Genomic DNA, 18654 nt, shown 5'->3' with positions numbered 1-18654 from the left:
GGTTTTTTTGCCCAAATTTAAATTTTATTAAAATTATTATCAATATAAAATCTGGGGTTTACAATGATGCAAAATAATAAATTATGAATTATAATTAACTTGAGGTGTATTATGATTAAAAAAAATGCTCATGCCAAGTTAAACTTATCTCTCGATGTCACAGGCAAGAGAGAAAATGGATACCACGACATAAAAACCTTAATGGTCATGACAGATTTATGTGACGAGATGATTTTTTCTAAAAGCGAGAGACTAGAAATAATACCAGAATTTTCCTTTGACTTAAAAAGCAATTTAATTTATAAGGCCTATGAACTTTTAAAAAACAAGGTGGGTTACGACCTTCCCTTTAAGGTTGAAATCAAAAAGAAAATTCCCATTGCCGCAGGCCTTGCTGGGGGAACTTCCAATGGAGCAGCTTGCCTTTACGCCTTAAATGACCTTTACAAGATAAATATTCCAAGAGCTGAACTAATTGAGATGGCAGGGGGTCTTGGAGCAGATTTTACATATATGATGACTGGCGGAAGTAAAATTGCAAAGGGAATAGGAGACATATTAGAAGGAGTAGACCCAATAGAGCTTGATCATGTTTTAATCATAAACCCCGGCTACGGCGTCTCCACTAAGGAAGTCTACCAAAAAATAAAAATTGACAAGGAAAGAATTGATTTTTCTAAAATTCTAGAGGGTCTCTATGATCTAGACATAGAAAAATTAAACTTTTATCTTAGAAATAAAATGGAAGATGTAGTTTTTTCTTTGCACCCAGATTTATTGGATATAAAAAATAAATTAAGAGCCTTTAATTCGGCTCCTCTTATGAGCGGAAGTGGCGCCACAATTTTTGGCATCTTTGCAGATGAAAAATCCTTGGAAGAGGCTTATGATTATTTTAAAAAAATTTATAAGTATACATATAAAGTGAGAGTAGGTGAAGGCTTTGGCAGTTTTTGACACAGGTCCCGGCATAGTTGGACTTTATGAAGCCCATAGAGATTATTTAAATTATTATGTTGATGACAGGTTTGAATACTATGGACTTTACAAGAGGGAAGCTGTAAACGCAAGAATAGAATTTTTGGAAAAATTTTTTAAAAAAGATAAAAAGATTTATGTCATGGACTTTGATGCCATAAATTATTTTAAGGATGATGAGAGGGCAGACTTTGGAGAAAAAGCCCTTAAGAAACATTTAAAGGATAAGAGAATTTTGTGCCTAGGGACAGAGCTTACTTCAGCTGAAAAAACTTTAGGAGACTTCACAGATTCTCCTGTATCGTACTTGAGCCTGCCCCTACTTATTAATGCTTGTAACGATGGTCTTGCTGATGAAATAGTAAGAATGATCTCTGATGAATACTTTTCTGACGAAGATTTTAGGAAGTACGATTTAATCTTTTTGGCTTCCAGTGGTCTTCATCTAAAAAAAGATTTTTTCAAAAAATATTTTGCCGATAAGTCTAGTAATATTGAAATTTTTTCGAATACTGATGCCATTTTAGAAGATTATGACTACAAAAAGGAAAATTATATAAGAGATTATTTTTATGTGACTGGCTCAAAGAGGGGATTTTATTCCAGGGCAGAAAAATATTTGAGGGAAAAGAAAGTTTTAAAGGATGAAGAACTTTTAAATGTCTCCAATTTTTTAAAAAAGGGCAATAAAAAAAGTCCCAAATAAATGGGACTAATATGTAGCCATGCACCCATTGTCGAAAGTTAACCTCACACGTTACCCTTACAGTTAGCTCAAACCAGGCGACCCTTGCGGCACACAAAAGATCTTACTTAGTGCTGCTTCGATCAAGACCTGACACGGTTCATAAGTTTCTGTTGCGCAGGACCCAATCATCAACACCACTTATAAGGGGCAGACTGCAAAATTAAAGTCCTCGAATGGGAATTCAGCCCTGCTGTAGCGAATCGCAGGTACAGGACATCGCTAATTTCCCGCTTAGCATGGCGATGGCGGAGAGAGGGGGATTCGAACCCCCGATACATTTTCATGTATACTCGCTTTCCAGGCGGGCTCCTTCAGCCTCTCGGACATCTCTCCATAGCCTAGAAAATTATTTTACAGTAGATTTACAAAAATGTCAAGAATAAGGTGATATATTGAAAACAAAGGATATTGTATTAAGAGAATTAGAAAGAAATAGGGCAAATTATATTTCTGGTCAAGAGTTGGCAGAAAGATTAAATATTTCAAGAACTGCAATTTGGAAGGCTATTAATTCTTTAAAGGAAAGTGGATTTCAAATTGAATCACAGACAAAATTGGGCTACAAACTTGTAGAAAGTGACGACAAATTATCTGACGAAGGCATAAGAAAGGGTCTTCGAGATGAATTAAAGGACATTGATATAGTTATTTATGACGAAATTGATTCCACAAACACAGAAGCAAAGAGGAGACTTTATTCTAGTGATGTCAAAGATTTTACTGTAATTGTAGCTGACATGCAAAAGGGTGGACGAGGAAGAACTGGCAAGAGCTTCACATCACCTAAGGGAAGTGGAGTTTACTTTAGCATAATCCTTCACCCCAAGGACTCCTACGATTTTTCTTACTTTGACTTAACTACAGTTAAGGCTGCCGTAGCCGTTGCAGAGGGAATTAAGGAGTCTACAGGCAAGCAAGCAGAGATAAAATGGGTAAATGATTTGTTTTTAAAGGGCAAAAAAATTTGTGGAATTTTATCTGAACTTGATGCAGACTTTGAGTCCAGAAGCGTAAAGTCTGTCATCGTAGGCATTGGAATTAATGTAAATAAGCCAAGGGACGACAGTTTCAAAGATTTAAAGGACATTGCAGGCTATATTGGCACTGATGTCATAAGAAATGAAATTTTATCCTGCGTCTTAAATGCCTTTTATGAAAATAATTATGTAAAAAGTGATAAGGAAATAATTGACTACTACAAAAAACACTCCCTAGTAATTGGAAGGGACCTTTCCTTTGTATTAAATGGCAAAAAATATTCTGCCAAGGGAGTGGACATTAACGACAAGGGCAATTTAATTGTAGACACTGGCAGCGAAAGGCTCACTCTTTCCAGTGGCGAAGTTTCTATTAAGGGAGATTTTTATAAAAAGGGCTAACTTTTAAATGCCTTTAAATTATAGTATAATTAAAGGAAGTTGAGGAGAAAAGATGAAGACCCCTTTGAAAAATGAAGTGGATAAAGTAAAAAATTTAATTTCTTTTGGCATGCCAGGTCACAAGGGCAAGGACTTTTTTGACTTGGACATAAAAAATGATTTGACGGAAATTTTAGGCACAGATAATCTTTTAAAGCCAAGAGGAGCAATAGAGGACCTACACAGAGAGATAAAAAAATTATTTGGCTCAAAGGAGTCCTTTATTACGACAAATGGATCAACTGGTGCCCTTCACATTGCCATAGCCATGGCGACAAGACCAAAGGATAAAATTTTAATTCAGAGAAATGCCCACAAGTCCATTTACAATGCCCTTCTCTTAAATGATTTAGAGCCGATTTACTTAAATACAATTTATGACGAAGATCGCGCCCTGTATTTTGGCATCGATGAAGAAGAACTTCTTGATAAAATAGAAAAAAATAATATTGCAGCCTGCGTCCTAGTTAGCCCAAATTATTTTGGCGGAATTTTAAAGTTAAAAGAACTTGTAAAAATTCTTCACGACAAGGACATAGGAGTCATAGTTGATGAAGCTCATGGCGCCCACCTTTATTTTTCAGATTTAAAAAAATATTCAGCCCTAGATGCTGGTGCAGACTTAGTTATAAATTCAACTCACAAGATGATTCCATCACTGACACAGACTGCTCTAATTCACAGGGGGACAGACAGATTTTCTCACCAAGAACTTTTAAAATATGTAAATATTTATAATTCCACATCGCCCTCCTACTTATTTATGATTTCTATTGAGGCTGGCTTAAAATATATGGATGAAGTGGGAAGATGCGAGCTTGAAAAGAGGACTAGAGACCTTGAAAATTTAAAGAGGGCCATAAATTATAAGATAGATTTAAGTCACGAGTCTATAGTAGCCAATGACCCCATGAAATTTTTATTTAGAATTGGGGGCATGAGTGGCGAAGAGGTTCTTGAAGATTTTTTAAAAAATAAAAATATAAGGCTTGAGATGGGAGATCTCTATTATGCTCTTGCTATAATTTCACCAATAAATACTAAAGATGAGATAGAAAAGTTAAGGGATGCAATTTTATCCTACGATAATTATGATTTTAAGAAAATCTTGCCCTTTAAATTTGAAATTCCAAAGATGGCAATGACTCCGAGAGAAGCCAACTTATGTCAGGGGGAATATATTTCTTATAGAGAAGCCTCTGGCAGGATTTCCAAGGAAATTATTGGAGCCTATCCACCAGGAGTGCCTCTTGTGACTTTTGGCGAAATTATTGACCATAAAATGATAGAAAATATTGACAGATTTTTAAGTGAAGGAATAGAAGTAATTGGACTTTGTGAAGATAAAATTGAGGTAGTTAAATGAGTGCATTTATTACATTTGAAGGACCTGACGGGTCTGGAAAATCAACAATTTGCAATTTAGTTTATGAAGAACTTTTAAAGAATAATATAAAAACTATAAAGACCAGAGAGCCTGGCGGAACGAGAATTTCTGAAAAAATTAGAGATCTTATTCTTGATAAAGATTTAAGGGAAATGGACATGAGGACAGAAGCCCTTTTATATTCTGCATCCAGGGCTCAACATACTTACGAAAAAATAATTCCCGCCCTAGAGGAGGGAGCCATAGTTCTCTGCGAAAGGTATGTCCTTTCCTCTCTTGCCTACCAAGGCTATGCCAGGGGACAAGACCTAGATGACATTCTTTCCATAAATAATTTTGCAACGGGAAAGCTAAAACCCGATGTGGTATTTATCTTTAGGAGCAGTGGAGTTACTCTACACAGGAAGGACCAGTCTTCTTACGACAGACTTGAAAGAGAGCCTGACGAATTTCACAAAAAAGTTCGCGACTACTACAACAATTTAGGCAAAGAAGACAATTATTATTTTATAGATGTAAATAAAAGCATTGAAGAAGTTTTTTGCGACTGCATGAAAGTTCTCAAAGAAAGGATGATTGTGTGAAACTTATAATCGCAATAGTTCAAGACGAGGATAGCGATAATTTAGTAAAAATCCTCAATAAAAACGATTTTAAAGTTACAAAAATAAGTTCCACTGGTGGATTTTTGAAATCTGGAAACGTTACACTTCTTTCAGGTATTGAAGATGATGAAAAGGACAGGTTTATGGGAATTTTGGAAGAAAACTCAAGGACTAGAGAAGTTAAGAGAACTATTCAGCCCATAAATATTCCTGGTCAAGCCATGATTCCTGTGCCAATCACTGTAAAAGTTGGCGGAGCGACAATTTTTGTCATAGATGTATTTGATTTTAAAAAGTTTTAGGTGATATTATGAATACGAAAATGATGATAGCAATAGTACAAGAAAAGTACACAGATGCAATAATTGATAGATTTTTAGACGAAGATATATATGTTACAAGACTTTCTTCTACGGGCGGTTTTTTCAAATCTGGAAACACAACACTTTTGTTGGGCTGCGAAGAAAGTGAGCTTGATAAAATTTATGGAATCTTTAAAGACCTAACTGAGCCTGAAGATATTCACATAGAAAAGGGAGACTTTAAGGTTTCTGGGGCCACAATTTTTGTCGTTGACTTGGAAGAGTCTAAGAGAATTTAATGTTTTTAGAAAATAGAGAAATTATAAATAGCTTGGAAGGGGATTTAGTCAACAAGTCTTACAGCCACGCCTATCTTTTTTGTGGTTCAAGAGGCATTGGCAAATTTTCTCACGCAAAAAATTTTGCCAGGGCTATTTTAAAAGATGACAGCGAGGCTCTTAGATTTTTTAGTGGCATAGATGACTATGAAGATGCCGATCTTTATATTGTTAAAAACCAGGGCAATATAAAAAAAGAAGAAATAGAAGAAATTATTGAAAATTCTTTTTCCAAGCCCTACAGTGGCAGCCACAAAATTGTAATTATAGACGACTTCGACAAGGTTACAGTGGAGGGGCAAAATGCACTTTTGAAAACCTTGGAAGAGCCCATGGACTACTTGATTTTAATTTTAATTTCAAGTACCATGAAAAAAATTCTTCCAACAATTATTTCCAGGTGCAGGGTTTTAAAATTTTCTGATGTCACTGGAGATAGAATAGAAGATTTTTTAAAGAAGAAAAATATTACAGAAAAAAATGCAAGGCTTTTTTCTCGCCTTTCCAATGGAAATATCAGCCTTGCCCTTAAATATTCTGAAGACCCAGAACTTTTGTCAAGGAGAGAGGACCTAATAAAGGTTCTTGATAAAATTATTAGAAATACTGAATTTATTTTTGATGAATTTACTTTTTTTAAGGACAATCGAGAAGACTTTGCAGAAATTCTAAATTTTATGCTGACTTGGTATTTGGATTTAATTTATTTGAAAAGCGGCAGAGAAGAAAAAATTGTAAATACAGATAAAATTGACTTGTTAAAATTAGAAAATATAAGTGTGGATAGGGCTATAAAATCCTATGATGCAATTATAAATGCCCTTGTTCGCAATGAAAAAAATATAAATTTTGATTTAAATGTAGAAACACTTTTAATGGAATTAGGGGGAGTTAGATGATAGAAATAGCTGGAATTAGGTTCAAGAGAACTGGCAAAATCTATTATTTTGATCCCGTTGATATAGATATAAAAATTGGAGATTATGTAATAGTGGAAACTGTGCGTGGACTTGAGTTTGGCGCAGTGGAACTTTTAAAGGAAATAGATGAAGAAAGTATTAAGGGTGAATTAAAGCCTGTTATTCGTCTTGCCAACCAAGAAGATAAAAATATCAATGTGGAAAATAGAAATAAGGCCAAGGAAGCAATTATAATTTGTGAGCAAAAGGTGGAAGAGCATGGTCTGGACATGAAATTAATTTCATGTGAGTACACTTTTGACCGCTCAAAATTATTATTTTACTTCACAGCTGATGGAAGAGTTGACTTTAGAGAATTGGTAAGAGATCTTGCCTCAATTTTTAAGACAAGAATTGAGCTTAGACAAATTGGAGTTCGCGACCAAGCAAAGTTTGTTGGAGGTCTAGGCTGCTGCGGCAGACCAACTTGTTGCTCCACATTTTTAAGTGAATTTTCTCCTGTGTCAATAAAAATGGCAAAGGACCAAAACCTTAGCTTAAACCCTACAAAAATTTCTGGCATCTGTGGCAGACTTATGTGCTGTTTAAAATATGAACAAGATGGCTACGAATGCATCAACAAGAAAATGCCAAGAGAAGGCGAAATTGTAAGGACAGATAGGGGCAAGGCAACAGTTGTCTCAACTTACACAATACAAGAGCTTGTAAAGGTAATGTATGAAGTGGATGACGAAAAGGAAATTGTCTATCTTGAACTTGATGAAATAAAGAGAACTCGCGAGTTTAACAAAACTTTTATAAATGAATCCAAGTCACTTAATGTTGAAGAGTACGACGAAAGTGAACTTGTAGAATTAGAGAGGGATTAGGGATAAGTTTGGGCTTATCCCCTTATTATGAAAATAAATAATTTTTTAATAAAAATATCAAACAAAATAAATAGTTTTTTCAAAAAACATTTTGGAAGGGCAAGTGGTTTTGCCTATATAATTGTGGCGATAATGTCTTTATTTTCTGCCACATTTTTTTATTATTACATAGAAGATTTTAAGGTGCCTAAAATTCTAGCCTTCATAATTTTTGTCCTTCTATTTTTTATTTTTTATATTATGGCAGGCTTTTTGCTTAAATTTGTCTTTCTACTCTTAAAGAGAATTAGGACAAAAAATTTAGCCATCTACGCCCTACTCATCTATGGAATAAAATATTTTTATGATGAGTGTCTTTATAATGTGGACATAGATTATTTTGAAATAATTTTTATAGGGGCAGCCTTTATTGTCATAGTCGCCTTTGCAAAATCCTTAATTTCCTTTGGGAAAAATAAGAGGAAAAAGGCACTAATATTTTTACTTCCGACCACAATTATCCTTGGGGCTTCAATTTATTTTATGGTCTTCCCAGGCTTTGACAGTGGAGAAATTTATGATTTAGGCGTGGGAAAAAATAAAATTGCCTCAAAGCCAGAAAAGTATGAAGTAGAAGTGATTGACTATAGGGGAAAGCCAGTGGACCTACGGGACTTTGTAAGATACAGGGGCAGGACAAAAAAAGTTAGGGACAAATTTTTCGGAAAGACCCTAAGGGAGACAGAGGTCAAGGGAAGGGTTTATGCACCAAAGGATTTAGATAGGGCTCCAGTTTTATTTGTCCTTCATGGCAACCACAGATTTACAACAAAAAATTATTTGGGCTACGACTACCTAGGCAACTACCTTGCAAAGAGGGGTATTGCCATGGTATCAGTTGATGAAAATATGTTAAATGGATTTTTTAAGTTTGGCCTTTCAAATGAAAATGACGCTAGGGCAGTCCTCTTACTTGAAAATATAAAAAATATTTTATCAAGAAATAAGGTTAAAGATAGCGAACTTTACAACAAATTCGACCCAGAAAACATAGCTCTCCTTGGTCACTCTCGTGGCGGAGAAGCAGCAGCCATTGCCTATAATTTTAACCAGCTAAACCTTCATCCCGACGATGGAAATATTTCTCACCAATATAAGTTTAACATCAAGGGAATAATAACTGTTGCACCGACTTACGATCAATATGAGCCTTCAGACAAGAGCATAATTTTAAGAGATGTAGATTACCTCACAATTGGCGGCAGTAACGACGCCGATGTTGATGGCTTCGAGGGCATGCTCCTCTATGACAATGTAATTTTTTCTGGAGAGAGGGACAATTTTAAGGCAGCTCTTTATTTTGCCTATGGCAATCATGGCAACTTCAATTCACTTTGGGGCGACTTTGACTTAGACCCAGCAGAGGGATTTTTCCTAAATAGAAAAGAGCTACTTGATGGAGATGACCAAAGGGAAATTTTATCAATTTACAGCTTAAACTTTTTGGAAAATGCCTTTGGAAAAACTTACAACAGAGAAATTTTTAGGGAGGGACCAAATAATTATGAGGACCTTCCAAAGACAAATTACTATTCTAGATATATGGACTCAAGCTTTTATAAAATTGCAGACTTTGAAGAAGATTATGATTTGACAACAACATCAGTAGAGGGCGGAATAATAAATTTTAATGGCTTAAATGAAATTTATGAAGACAGCCACGACTATGGCGAAAGCGACTCAAATACAACAGCAGTTTTTATGAAGGCAAAAAAAGATTCAAGCTATGGAATTAGGTTGACAGAAAAAATTCCAGGTGGAAAGTTTTTGCAATTTGACATGGAAAATTTAACTTATGAGGATAAAAGAGATGCAGTAAGAATAGAAATTCAAGACACTTGGGGCAATGCAGCCTCATTAAATGCATCCAAGTATAAAATTTTAAGCCCCATGACAAAAGCTTTTATCTACAAGACTGACTATCTAACTGATGATTTTGTAGACAGGTTTGTGCCACAGACAGTTTTAATTCCACTGGAAGATTTCAAAAATAAAAATAAGGACTTAAATTTAGATGAAATAAATAAAATTGAGTTTAAGTTCATGGATAATATAGAAATCTCAATAGATAATTTAGGGATTTCAAATTAATTGTTTTAAAAATAATTTTACGGGTAACATAGAATTATGAGAAACAAAGCTCATAGCTTAGTAAATTTATAAATAAAATCACAGGAGGTTTTTTATTATGGAAAGTAAATTAATAAAGGGATTAAACGAACAATACAATTTTGAAGTATCTTCAGGATATATTTATTATTCAATGGCAAACTATGTAAAAGATAAGGGAATGGACGGATTCGCTCACTTCTTTAACAAACAAGCCGAAGAAGAATTTGCACACGCAGAAAAATTAAGACAATTTTTATTTGAAATAGATGTTAGACCAGAACTTGAAGCAATTGAAAAACCAGAAGTTGAATTTGGAACATTCACAGAAACTTTCAAGACAGCTTATGAACATGAACAAGAAGTTACAAGAAGAATTAACGATCTTTATGAACTTTCAGTAGAAGAAAAAGACCACAGAGTAACTTCACTTCTACAATGGTATGTTGACGAACAAGTTGAAGAAGAAGATAACTTCAGAGGAATTATCGAAAGACTTGAAAGAATCAACGAAAGCTGGGCTGGACTTTATATCTACGACGCAGAACTTGGCAGAAGATAAAAAAATGAAATTGAGATACCCTACAGGGTATCTTTTTTTTTATAAACTTATATTGACTTGAACCCAAGGGACAGGCTTAGACTATAAGTGGAGGTGGATTATGAAGAGAAGCGAAGTAGAAAAAATTACTGGACTTAGGCGAAAGGCAATTTTATATTATGAAGAGAAGGAGTTGATTTCGCCAGTCATTGAGGAAAATAATTACAGAAATTATTCAGAAGAAGACCTTAATAGACTTATAAAAATTTCCATTTATAGAAGACTTGGACTAAGTATAAGTGAAATTAAAAATATTTTAGATTCTAATAACAAAGAAATTGGAAAAATTTTAAGGGACCGAGACTATAAAATTGAACTAGAAAAAAATAAAAAGAATTTGCTTGAAAGAATAATTAGGAGCGATGATTTAAAGGAAATCACTGATGAATTAAATACTTTGGAAAAGGAAGAGAGCATTTACGAGAAACTTACAAGAATTTTCCCAGGATATTTTGGTCAAGCTTTCTTTATGACTTATAAGCCCTTTTTAAAAGAAAAATTAAAAGAAGATGAAGAGGAAGCCTTTAACGAATATGTAAATTTTTTGGACAGTCTTCCCGAAATTGATTTTACAGAAGAGGAAAAGAGTTATATAGAAAATTTGACTAGTGATTTTAAAAATGAAGACTTGGAAAAAATAAACAGTGAAAAAATCAAGGCAGCTTATAGTTTTGAAGACTGGCTAAGGGAAAATGAAAATAATATAAAAGCCTATGAAAAATTTTTGGAAAGCCATGAGTATAAAAATAGTCCACTAAAAACAATTAGGGACAAGATAAAAAATTATATGATAAAAAATAATTATTATGAAGTGGCCTTACCGCTAATTAGAAAAATGAGCCCAGCCTATGATGACTATTACAAAAAACTTTTAGAAAGCAATGAAAAGTTTTTAAGGCAAGTGGATTTTAAGGAAAACTAAATTTAAAAGAACATTAAACTCTATTCTTTTACTAAGAGAATGGAGTTTTTTATTATATTTTTTTAAATAATAGAGAAGTTAATATTTATCGCCTTTAATGATATAATTATGGTAATAATATTTCGAGGTGTTATATGAAATTTAATATAAATGAAAATTTGGGAGATTTTTTTTATGACGAGCCCATGACAAACCACACTTCCTTTTGCGTAGGTGGACCGGCTAAGCTTCTCATAAAACCAAAGGACGAGGAGTCCCTCATTGAAATTTTAAAAGAAATTAAAGAAAATAATTATAATTTTTATATCCTTGGCAATTGCACAAATATTATTGTGAGGGACAGGGGCTTTGATGGAATTATTATTAAGCTTAAAAATAAATTAAATGAAGTGAAAAAAATCTCTGACACAGAAATTTATGGAGGAGCAGGTGCCAGCCTAAAGAAAGTCAGCGAGTTTGCCATGGAAAATTCTCTTACTGGACTTGAGTTTGCCCACGGCATACCAGGTTCTCTTGGCGGCGGTGTTGTCATGAATGCTGGTGCCTATGATGGAGAGATGAAAAATGTCATTAAGAGCGTGAGACTTTTAGACGAAAATTATGAAGTGATAGAAGTGCCCTGCCAAGATATGAATTTTTCTTACAGGCATTCTCTTGTGCAAGAGAGAGATTTAATTGTCCTCGGCGCGACTTTTTCTTTAAGTCAAGGAAATAAGGATGAAATAAGGGAAAAGTACGAGGAATTTGACCGAAGACGAGCTGAAAAGCAACCTCTCGATATGCCTTCTGCTGGCTCTACCTTTAAGAGGCCCACTGGATATTTTGCCGGAAAATTAATTGACGACTCAGGTCTTAGGGGCTTTACTCACAAGGGGGCAGGCATTAGCGAGAAACACTGCGGCTTTGTTGTAAATAAAAATAAGGCCACGGCAAGTGATGTCCTTGAAACTATTGAGATTGTGCAAAAGGTTGTCCATGACAAGTTTGGCGTAAATTTAGAGAGAGAAGTTAAAATTATTGGAGATTAATTTGGTGATTTTATGGAACTTATAATTATTACTGGAATGAGTGGCTCAGGCAAGTCCTATGCCCTAGATGTTTTTGAAGACTTGGGCTATTATGCCATGGACAATCTTGCGCCTGCTCTTCTTCCAAAGTTTTGCGAGATGGCACTTGATGCCAAGAGCAAAAATTTTGATAAGGTTGCTGTCGTTGTAGACTTAAGAAGTGGCGAGTTTTTCAATTCCTTTTTCTCTAGCTATGAAGATTTAAAGGGAATGAATGTAAAGACAAGACTTCTATTTCTCTACGCCGACATGGAAACTATTGTGGCAAGGTATAAGGAGCTAAGACGCCCTCACCCCATGAATTCCTCCATAGTTGAGGGCTACAAGTTTGAGGAAGAGACCCTATCTAAGGTAAAGGACAATGCTGATTTTGTCATTGACACAAGTGGGCTTTCCACAAAAAATTTGAGGACCCAACTTATGGCCTTTGTTTCCTATGATGAGAAGGACAATTTTGCCATTGAAGTTACAAGTTTTGGTTACAAGAGCGGAATTTTAATGGATGCCGACCTTGTCTTTGATGTGAGATTTTTGCCAAATCCTTTTTATATCAAGGAGCTAAAAGATTTAAATGGAAAGACTGAAGAAGTCAAAAATTATGTGATGAAGTGGGATGTGACAAGGACCTTTATTGACAAGACCATTGATTTGCTTAAATTTTTGATTCCCAATTATATGGCAGAGCAAAAGAGAGTTTTGACTATTGGCATTGGTTGCACTGGTGGTTTTCACAGGTCAGTGACTATTGCCGAAGAGATTGGCAGACTTCTCAAAGAAGAATACAAGTCCACTTATGTCACTCACAGAGATATGGAGAAAAATTTATGGAAAAAAAGATAGCAGTCCTTGGTGGAGGTACAGGAATCTCCACTATTTTGCGTGGGCTAAAAAATTACACAAAGGACATTTCTGCTGTGGTCTCCATGTCCGATGACGGTGGCGGCAGCGGCATCCTCAGAAAGGAATTAAATATTCTCCCACCAGGTGATGCCAGGAGATGTCTAATTGCCCTATCAAACACTGATGAAACCTTAAAGGAACTCTTAAACTACAGATTTAATTCAGGGACCTTAAAAAACCAAAATGTGGGAAATATTTTAATCGCTGCCTTAACAGATATTTTTGGGTCTTTTGACAGGGCTCTAATAGAAATGAGCAGCGTCTTTAATGTCACAGGAAAAATCATACCAGTAACCTTAGATGAAACCCATCTCGTTGCAGAATTTGCCTCCAAGGACAAGGTGGTTGGCGAGTCCTACATTCCAAAGATGTGTTATAGATTAAATACGAGAATAGAAAAAATGAGCATGATTCCTCATTATCCAAGGGCAAATGATGATGCCTTAAAGGCAATCTTAGATGCCGACATAGTTATAATTGGTCCAGGCTCCCTTTACACTTCTATTATTCCAAATTTTTTAATAGCAGGAATAAATGAAGCCCTAAGAGACACAAGGGCACATGTGATTTACATTGCCAATGCCATGACCCAAAAGGGGGAGACAAAAAATTATTCCCTTAGGGACCACTTTGATGCAATTTTAAAACACACAGATTATGAATTTATAGACGAAGTCATTGCCAACGATTTTAGGGCAAGCCATGATGTCTATGAAAATTATTACAATAAGGATGAGTCCCTTCCAATTTTTGTAAGCCATGAAGACAGAGCTTATTTTAAGGAGAAAAATGTAAAGCTTACAGAGGGCGAATTTATCGACATAAAGGATGGCTTCATCAGGCATGACGGCGATAAAATTGGAGCAAGTATTTTTAAAGAGGCCTTATTGTAAAAAAATTTATAAAATGATATGATTTACTTGTTAAAGGAGGATGCAATGAGGAAATATAGAAAGACAGAGCATATAGAAAATTTTCTTCGCACAACTTATGTTGGCGATACACTTTTTTCTGATATCTTTTTGTATAATGACTCTATTCCAGAAATAGATTACGACGAAATTGATACAAGCGTAAATTTTTTAAATAAAAAAGTAAACTTCCCACTTATGATTAATGCCATGACTGGTGGCAGCGATCTTTCAGAGGAAATAAATAGAGATCTTGCCAATGTGGCAAAGGAATTTGATTTGCCTATGGCTGTTGGCTCACAGGCAATTGCTCTTGAAGATGAAGATTCAAGAAAATCCTTTGAAATTGTAAGGGAAATAATTAAAGATGGCATTGTAATTTCAAACTTAAATGGATTTTCCACAGTTGAAGATGCAAAAAAAGCTGTAGAATTTTTGTCTGCCGATGCAATTCAAATCCACCTAAATCCTGCTCAAGAACTTGTGCAAGTTGAAGGCGAGAGAAACTTTTGTGGCATACTTAAAAATGTAGAAGAAATAGTAAAAAAATCTGAAGTGCCAGTTATAGTAAAAGAAGTTGGCTTTGGCATGTCACCAAAAACAGTAAAAAAACTATATGACATCGGCGTTAGATATGTGGATATATCAGGCTACGGTGGCACAAACTTTTTTGAAATAGAAAATCTTAGAGACCCAAATTCAGATATATCAGATTTATTTTCTTGGGGAATACCAACTGCCCTATCCTTAATTGAAGCAGATAGACTAAAGCTAAAAGACCTCTATATAATTTCTGCTGGCGGCGTAAAAAACTCCATGGACATAGTTAAGAGCCTAGCAGCAGGAGCATCAATGACAGCAATTAGCGGCGAAATCTTATCTTACATTGTTCACGGCGGTTATGAATACACATTAAAATACATTGAAGGACTAATCGAAAAGACTAAGATGCTAATGATGCTTTCAGGTGTCAAAAATATAGAAGAACTTAAAAAAGTTGACTACAAAGTCACTGGAAAATTAAAGGATTTATTAGGTGATTAAATGAAATTTATAAAAAAAGATGACTTTAAAGATTCAAAATGGTCAGCAGGAGTAACAACAGAAGTCTTTATTTATCCGGAAGGCGCAAGTGTTGGCGAAAAAAACTTTGATTTTAGAATTTCCACTGCAACTTGCAATGAAAAAGTTTCAAACTACACACCTTACAAGGGATTTAACAGATACATCGCCCCAATAAATAATGTCATGAATATAGAAACAACTGGCGAAAAATTTGTCTTGGCTCCCTATGAAGTTTTATTTTTTAATGGCGATGATGAGACAAAATCCTCTGGCGATGTTAGAGACTTCAATTTGATTTACAAAAAAGGGCTTGACGCAAAGATGTACACCCTTAACATCAATAACTTTGAATTCGAGGCAAAGTCTCGTGCAGTGATATTTAATTACGATGCTGACTTAAAAGTAGAGGGAAAAGAATTTGAAAAATTCTCAGCAGTATATCTTGAAAAAGAAAAGATTAACATAGAAGGCCTTGGCAAAATAATAATTTGCGAATTTTAATATTATTTAGAAGATGATCTCCTTACTTAAAAAGTAGGGAGTTTTTTTATTTTAAATCCTATATAATAGTAAATAGTGATAAATTTATAGCTGCTAAAAGGTTGTGGAATTGTTGAAAAGAAATAGAAATTTAAAAGTGCTTGCTCTTATTTTTGTTATTGCCCTTGGATTTTTATTAAGTCAAGATCCTTTGAGCCCTGGCAAAAATAAGTATAACAATAGCTTTTTAAATAAAATTGAAAATATTTTTGGTAATAATTATGAGGTCACTGAGAAAAGTCCCTACTATAAAATAGATAAAAATCCGCCACAGTTTTCTCCTGATGATTTGAAAATGGGTCCAGACTTTGAAATTTATTCAGACTTGGATAGGTTAAACAGGGTTGGTCCTGCCAATGCTCTTATTGGTCCTGACTCCCTGCCAAGAAAGCCCAGGGGTGACATTTCAAAGGTCTATCCCACTGGTTGGCATCAAAGGTTTTATGATTTTGTTGAGGGTGGAGCTGTCTACAACAGGTGTCACCTCATTGCCTATCAACTTACTGGTGAAAATGATAACTGGAAAAATCTCATGACGGGCACCAGGTCTTTTAATGCCAAGGGGATGCTGCCCTTTGAAAATTCTGTGGCAACTTATATTAGGGATACTGGCAAAAAGGTGAGATACAGGGTTACGCCAATTTTTATTGATGAGGAGTTAGTGGCAAGAGGTGTAATTATGGAGGCCTACAGCATTGAGGATGGTGGCAAAAAGATAAACTTTAGAGTTTTTGTGAGAAATATTGAAGAAGGCGTGAAGATTGATTATAAAACGGGAAGGACTAGCCTTGATAGGGGCAATTTCTTCAATAAATAAGCTAAATGTAAAAGCCGACTTGGCTTTTATTTTTTTGAGATAAATTTTAAATAAAAATCACAAGACTTGTTGACTCTTACTCAACTTGTGTTATAATGCTTAAAGCTAAAAAAGGAGAGTAATATGAGGCTTAGAAAAAAACATTTTGCAATCCCTGAAATGCGCGAAAATCCTTATGTTTTCTTTAATGGTGAAGAAAATAAGGGAAGATGGAGCGAGATTTTTGGCAACGACAATCCCATTTATCTTGAAATTGGCGCAGGCAAGGGCACTTTTACTATAGAATCAGCAAAGAGAAATAAAGATATTAATTATATAATGGTAGACATTGAAACTAATGCACTAATTTATGCCACTCGAAAGATCCTAGATGAAGAGCTTACAAATGTGAGGGCAATGCCAATTAATGCGGAAAATATTTTGGATTATTTCGACAAAAATGAGATAAGTAGAATTTATATCAACTTTTGTAATCCTTGGCCAAAGTTAAAGCACAAGAAGAGAAGGCTGACTTTCCCAAGATTTTTAGAAAAGTATAAGGTCATTTTAAAGCCAAAATCACAAATATACTTTAAGACTGATGACTTAGAACTTTTTGAGGAAAGTTTGGACTACTTTAATGACTGCGGCTTCTCAACGCTAGTGGAAGAATTTGACATGAAACTAGAAGAATATCCAGAAAATATAGTCACAGAATACGAGAGAAAGTTTAGAAAATTAAACCAAAAAATAAAATTTGGCGTCTTTGAATACTATAGGGACTAAAATTTAAGAGCTTCTAATGTTAACTAAAATATACTTTTGATTGACAATAAACCATGGGAAATATATAATTACTTCAGGAGTTGAAGACATGGATATTATTGAATTGAAAGAAAAAGTAAAAAATGGTTACTCTGTAACAAGAGATGAAGCCATAGAATTATATAAGGGCGATTATGAAACTTTGACTAAGGCAGCAGATGAACTTAGAGAATATTTTTGTGGCAATGACTTTGATGTCTGTACTATTATAAATGCAAAAAGTGGAAAATGTTCCGAGAACTGCAAATTTTGTGCGCAATCAGCCCACTACAACACACATATAAAAGAATATGACCTCTTAGATGAAGAGACAATTGTAAAGGATGCCTTAGACAAATACGAAAGAGGCATACCTAGATACTCAATGGTAGCTAGTGGCAAGGGACTTACAGCAAAAGACATTGACAAAATCTGTAGCATAACTAGAAAAATTCATGAAAAAGCACCAGAAATGAAAGTCTGCATATCAGGAGGAATAATCTCTGAAGAATCCTTTGAAAAATTAAAGGATGCAGGCATAACAAGAATCCATAATAACCTAGAAACATCAAGGAACTTCTTCCCAGAAATATGCACAACTCACACTTATGACCAAAAGATCAATACAATAAAGGCAGCTCAAAAAGCAGGAATGGAAATTTGTTCCGGCGGTCTAATTGGTCTTGGCGAAGACTTTACAGATAGAATTGACATGGCACTACAACTAAGAGAGCTTGGTGTACACTCAGTCCCAGTAAACCTCTTAAACCCAATAAAAAACACACCTCTAGAAAACAACGAGCCCCTTTCCATGGAAGAAGTAAATAGAACTTGTGCAAGCTTTAGATTTATACTTCCCAAGGCACTAATAAGACTAGCTGGAGGAAGATCTTTAATGGAAGAATTTGGCTTATCAGCCTTTAAGTCAGGAGCGAACGCAGCAATATCTGGAGTTCTCCTAACAACAAAGGGAGCAAGCATAGAAGAAGACATGGAAAGATTTAAAAAACTAGACTATACTGTAAAAGCAGTGTAAAGAAATTCATCAAAATATTTATTAAAAAATACTTGACAAAGAAAGATAAAAATAGTAATATAAAACAGCTGTAACAAATGCAGCTGTTATTTTTTTAAAAAAGAATAAATATAAATTAAAAAAATCTTAAAAAGCAGTTGACATTGACTTTGTGAGATGCTAAACTATAATAGTTGCCTCATAGAGACAGCGTGGCTTTTGTAAAGGTCGAGTAAAAAACAATTTAAAAAATTGTAAAAAAAGCTTGACAAAAATAATTTACAAGAGTACAATAAATAAGCTACTTAAAAAAGTAGCGA

The 18654-nt window shown here is 34.6% G+C and carries 20 protein-coding genes, 1 tRNA gene and 1 other RNA gene; 20 read left to right on the top strand and 2 right to left on the bottom strand.

The window, feature by feature from the left end; all coding sequences use genetic code 11:
• The first annotated feature begins 111 nt into the window (after window positions 1–111).
• Together ispE and HGPG_RS04415 are read left to right on the top strand one after the other, a co-directional pair.
• Window positions 112–957 carry a 4-(cytidine 5'-diphospho)-2-C-methyl-D-erythritol kinase gene (gene ispE / locus HGPG_RS04420; protein WP_019124851.1) on the top strand — a complete coding sequence of 282 codons (846 nt, stop codon included), beginning with the start codon at window positions 112–114 and terminating at the stop codon, window positions 955–957.
• Window positions 944–1684 (top strand): hypothetical protein, encoded by a 741-nt coding sequence (locus HGPG_RS04415; RefSeq protein WP_019124850.1) that lies wholly within the window; start codon window positions 944–946, stop codon window positions 1682–1684. Before ispE ends, HGPG_RS04415 begins: the two co-directional genes overlap by 14 nt.
• Before the next feature lie 17 nt (window positions 1685–1701).
• Here HGPG_RS04415 and ffs read toward each other — a convergent pair.
• Window positions 1702–1966, bottom strand: an RNA gene (gene ffs / locus HGPG_RS10075) — signal recognition particle sRNA large type.
• 3 nt (window positions 1967–1969) lie between these two features.
• A tRNA-Ser gene (locus HGPG_RS04410) sits at window positions 1970–2059 on the bottom strand.
• 59 nt (window positions 2060–2118) lie between these two features.
• Here HGPG_RS04410 and HGPG_RS04405 point away from each other — a divergent pair.
• From HGPG_RS04405 to bioB, 18 genes are all read left to right on the top strand, one after another.
• Window positions 2119–3105, top strand: coding sequence for a biotin--[acetyl-CoA-carboxylase] ligase (locus HGPG_RS04405; RefSeq protein WP_019124849.1), 987 nt, complete (start codon window positions 2119–2121; stop codon window positions 3103–3105).
• Between the two features lie 52 nt (window positions 3106–3157).
• Window positions 3158–4510, top strand: a complete 1353-nt coding sequence (locus HGPG_RS04400; protein WP_019124848.1) for an aminotransferase class I/II-fold pyridoxal phosphate-dependent enzyme — start codon at window positions 3158–3160, stop codon at window positions 4508–4510.
• On the top strand, window positions 4507–5115 hold the full coding sequence (gene tmk, locus HGPG_RS04395) for a dTMP kinase (protein ID WP_019124847.1): 609 nt from the start codon (window positions 4507–4509) through the stop codon (window positions 5113–5115). The genes HGPG_RS04400 and tmk overlap by 4 nt, the downstream gene beginning before the upstream one ends.
• Entirely contained in the window at window positions 5112–5438 is a 327-nt protein-coding gene (locus tag HGPG_RS04390) for a cyclic-di-AMP receptor (RefSeq protein ID WP_019124846.1), read from the top strand. Before tmk ends, HGPG_RS04390 begins: the two co-directional genes overlap by 4 nt.
• A gap of 8 nt (window positions 5439–5446) precedes the next feature.
• Entirely contained in the window at window positions 5447–5737 is a 291-nt protein-coding gene (locus tag HGPG_RS04385; protein WP_019124845.1) for a cyclic-di-AMP receptor, read from the top strand.
• Complete coding sequence (locus tag HGPG_RS04380; RefSeq protein WP_019124844.1) at window positions 5737–6675, top strand: DNA polymerase III subunit; 939 nt, start codon at window positions 5737–5739, stop codon at window positions 6673–6675. Before HGPG_RS04385 ends, HGPG_RS04380 begins: the two co-directional genes overlap by 1 nt.
• Window positions 6672–7565, top strand: a complete 894-nt coding sequence (locus HGPG_RS04375; protein WP_019124843.1) for a PSP1 domain-containing protein — start codon at window positions 6672–6674, stop codon at window positions 7563–7565. Before HGPG_RS04380 ends, HGPG_RS04375 begins: the two co-directional genes overlap by 4 nt.
• 27 nt (window positions 7566–7592) lie before the next feature.
• The gene (locus HGPG_RS04370; protein ID WP_019124842.1) at window positions 7593–9695 is read left to right on the top strand and encodes an alpha/beta hydrolase family protein; all 2103 of its coding nucleotides are present in this window, start codon (window positions 7593–7595) and stop codon (window positions 9693–9695) included.
• A gap of 97 nt (window positions 9696–9792) precedes the next feature.
• On the top strand, window positions 9793–10275 hold the full coding sequence (locus HGPG_RS04365) for a ferritin (protein ID WP_019124841.1): 483 nt from the start codon (window positions 9793–9795) through the stop codon (window positions 10273–10275).
• Between the two features lie 100 nt (window positions 10276–10375).
• A complete protein-coding gene (locus tag HGPG_RS04360; protein ID WP_019124840.1) occupies window positions 10376–11236 on the top strand; it encodes a MerR family transcriptional regulator in 861 nt (286 codons plus the stop codon).
• Window positions 11237–11370: 134 nt separating this feature from the next.
• Window positions 11371–12264, top strand: coding sequence for a UDP-N-acetylmuramate dehydrogenase (gene murB / locus HGPG_RS04355; protein ID WP_019124839.1), 894 nt, complete (start codon window positions 11371–11373; stop codon window positions 12262–12264).
• Between the two features lie 12 nt (window positions 12265–12276).
• Window positions 12277–13143: an RNase adapter RapZ gene (gene rapZ, locus HGPG_RS04350; RefSeq protein ID WP_019124838.1), complete on the top strand. Its 867-nt coding sequence runs from the start codon at window positions 12277–12279 to the stop codon at window positions 13141–13143.
• Window positions 13128–14096 (top strand): gluconeogenesis factor YvcK family protein, encoded by a 969-nt coding sequence (locus tag HGPG_RS04345; protein WP_019124837.1) that lies wholly within the window; start codon window positions 13128–13130, stop codon window positions 14094–14096. Before rapZ ends, HGPG_RS04345 begins: the two co-directional genes overlap by 16 nt.
• A 45-nt stretch (window positions 14097–14141) precedes the next feature.
• Window positions 14142–15158: a type 2 isopentenyl-diphosphate Delta-isomerase gene (gene fni, locus HGPG_RS04340; protein ID WP_019124836.1), complete on the top strand. Its 1017-nt coding sequence runs from the start codon at window positions 14142–14144 to the stop codon at window positions 15156–15158.
• A complete protein-coding gene (locus HGPG_RS04335; RefSeq protein ID WP_019124835.1) occupies window positions 15159–15680 on the top strand; it encodes a HutD family protein in 522 nt (173 codons plus the stop codon).
• A gap of 112 nt (window positions 15681–15792) precedes the next feature.
• Window positions 15793–16536 (top strand): DNA/RNA non-specific endonuclease, encoded by a 744-nt coding sequence (locus HGPG_RS04330; protein ID WP_019124834.1) that lies wholly within the window; start codon window positions 15793–15795, stop codon window positions 16534–16536.
• A gap of 123 nt (window positions 16537–16659) precedes the next feature.
• Window positions 16660–17301 carry a tRNA (guanosine(46)-N7)-methyltransferase TrmB gene (gene trmB, locus HGPG_RS04325; protein ID WP_019124833.1) on the top strand — a complete coding sequence of 214 codons (642 nt, stop codon included), beginning with the start codon at window positions 16660–16662 and terminating at the stop codon, window positions 17299–17301.
• Between the two features lie 88 nt (window positions 17302–17389).
• Entirely contained in the window at window positions 17390–18355 is a 966-nt protein-coding gene (gene bioB / locus HGPG_RS04320; RefSeq protein WP_019124832.1) for a biotin synthase BioB, read from the top strand.
• Window positions 18356–18654: the final 299 nt, after the last annotated feature.

The sequence above is a fragment of the Peptoniphilus grossensis ph5 genome, from assembly GCF_000311825.1.
In the GTDB taxonomy this organism is placed as follows: domain Bacteria; phylum Bacillota; class Clostridia; order Tissierellales; family Peptoniphilaceae; genus Peptoniphilus_A; species Peptoniphilus_A hominis.
This window is presented reverse-complemented; position numbering and strand designations above follow the sequence as displayed.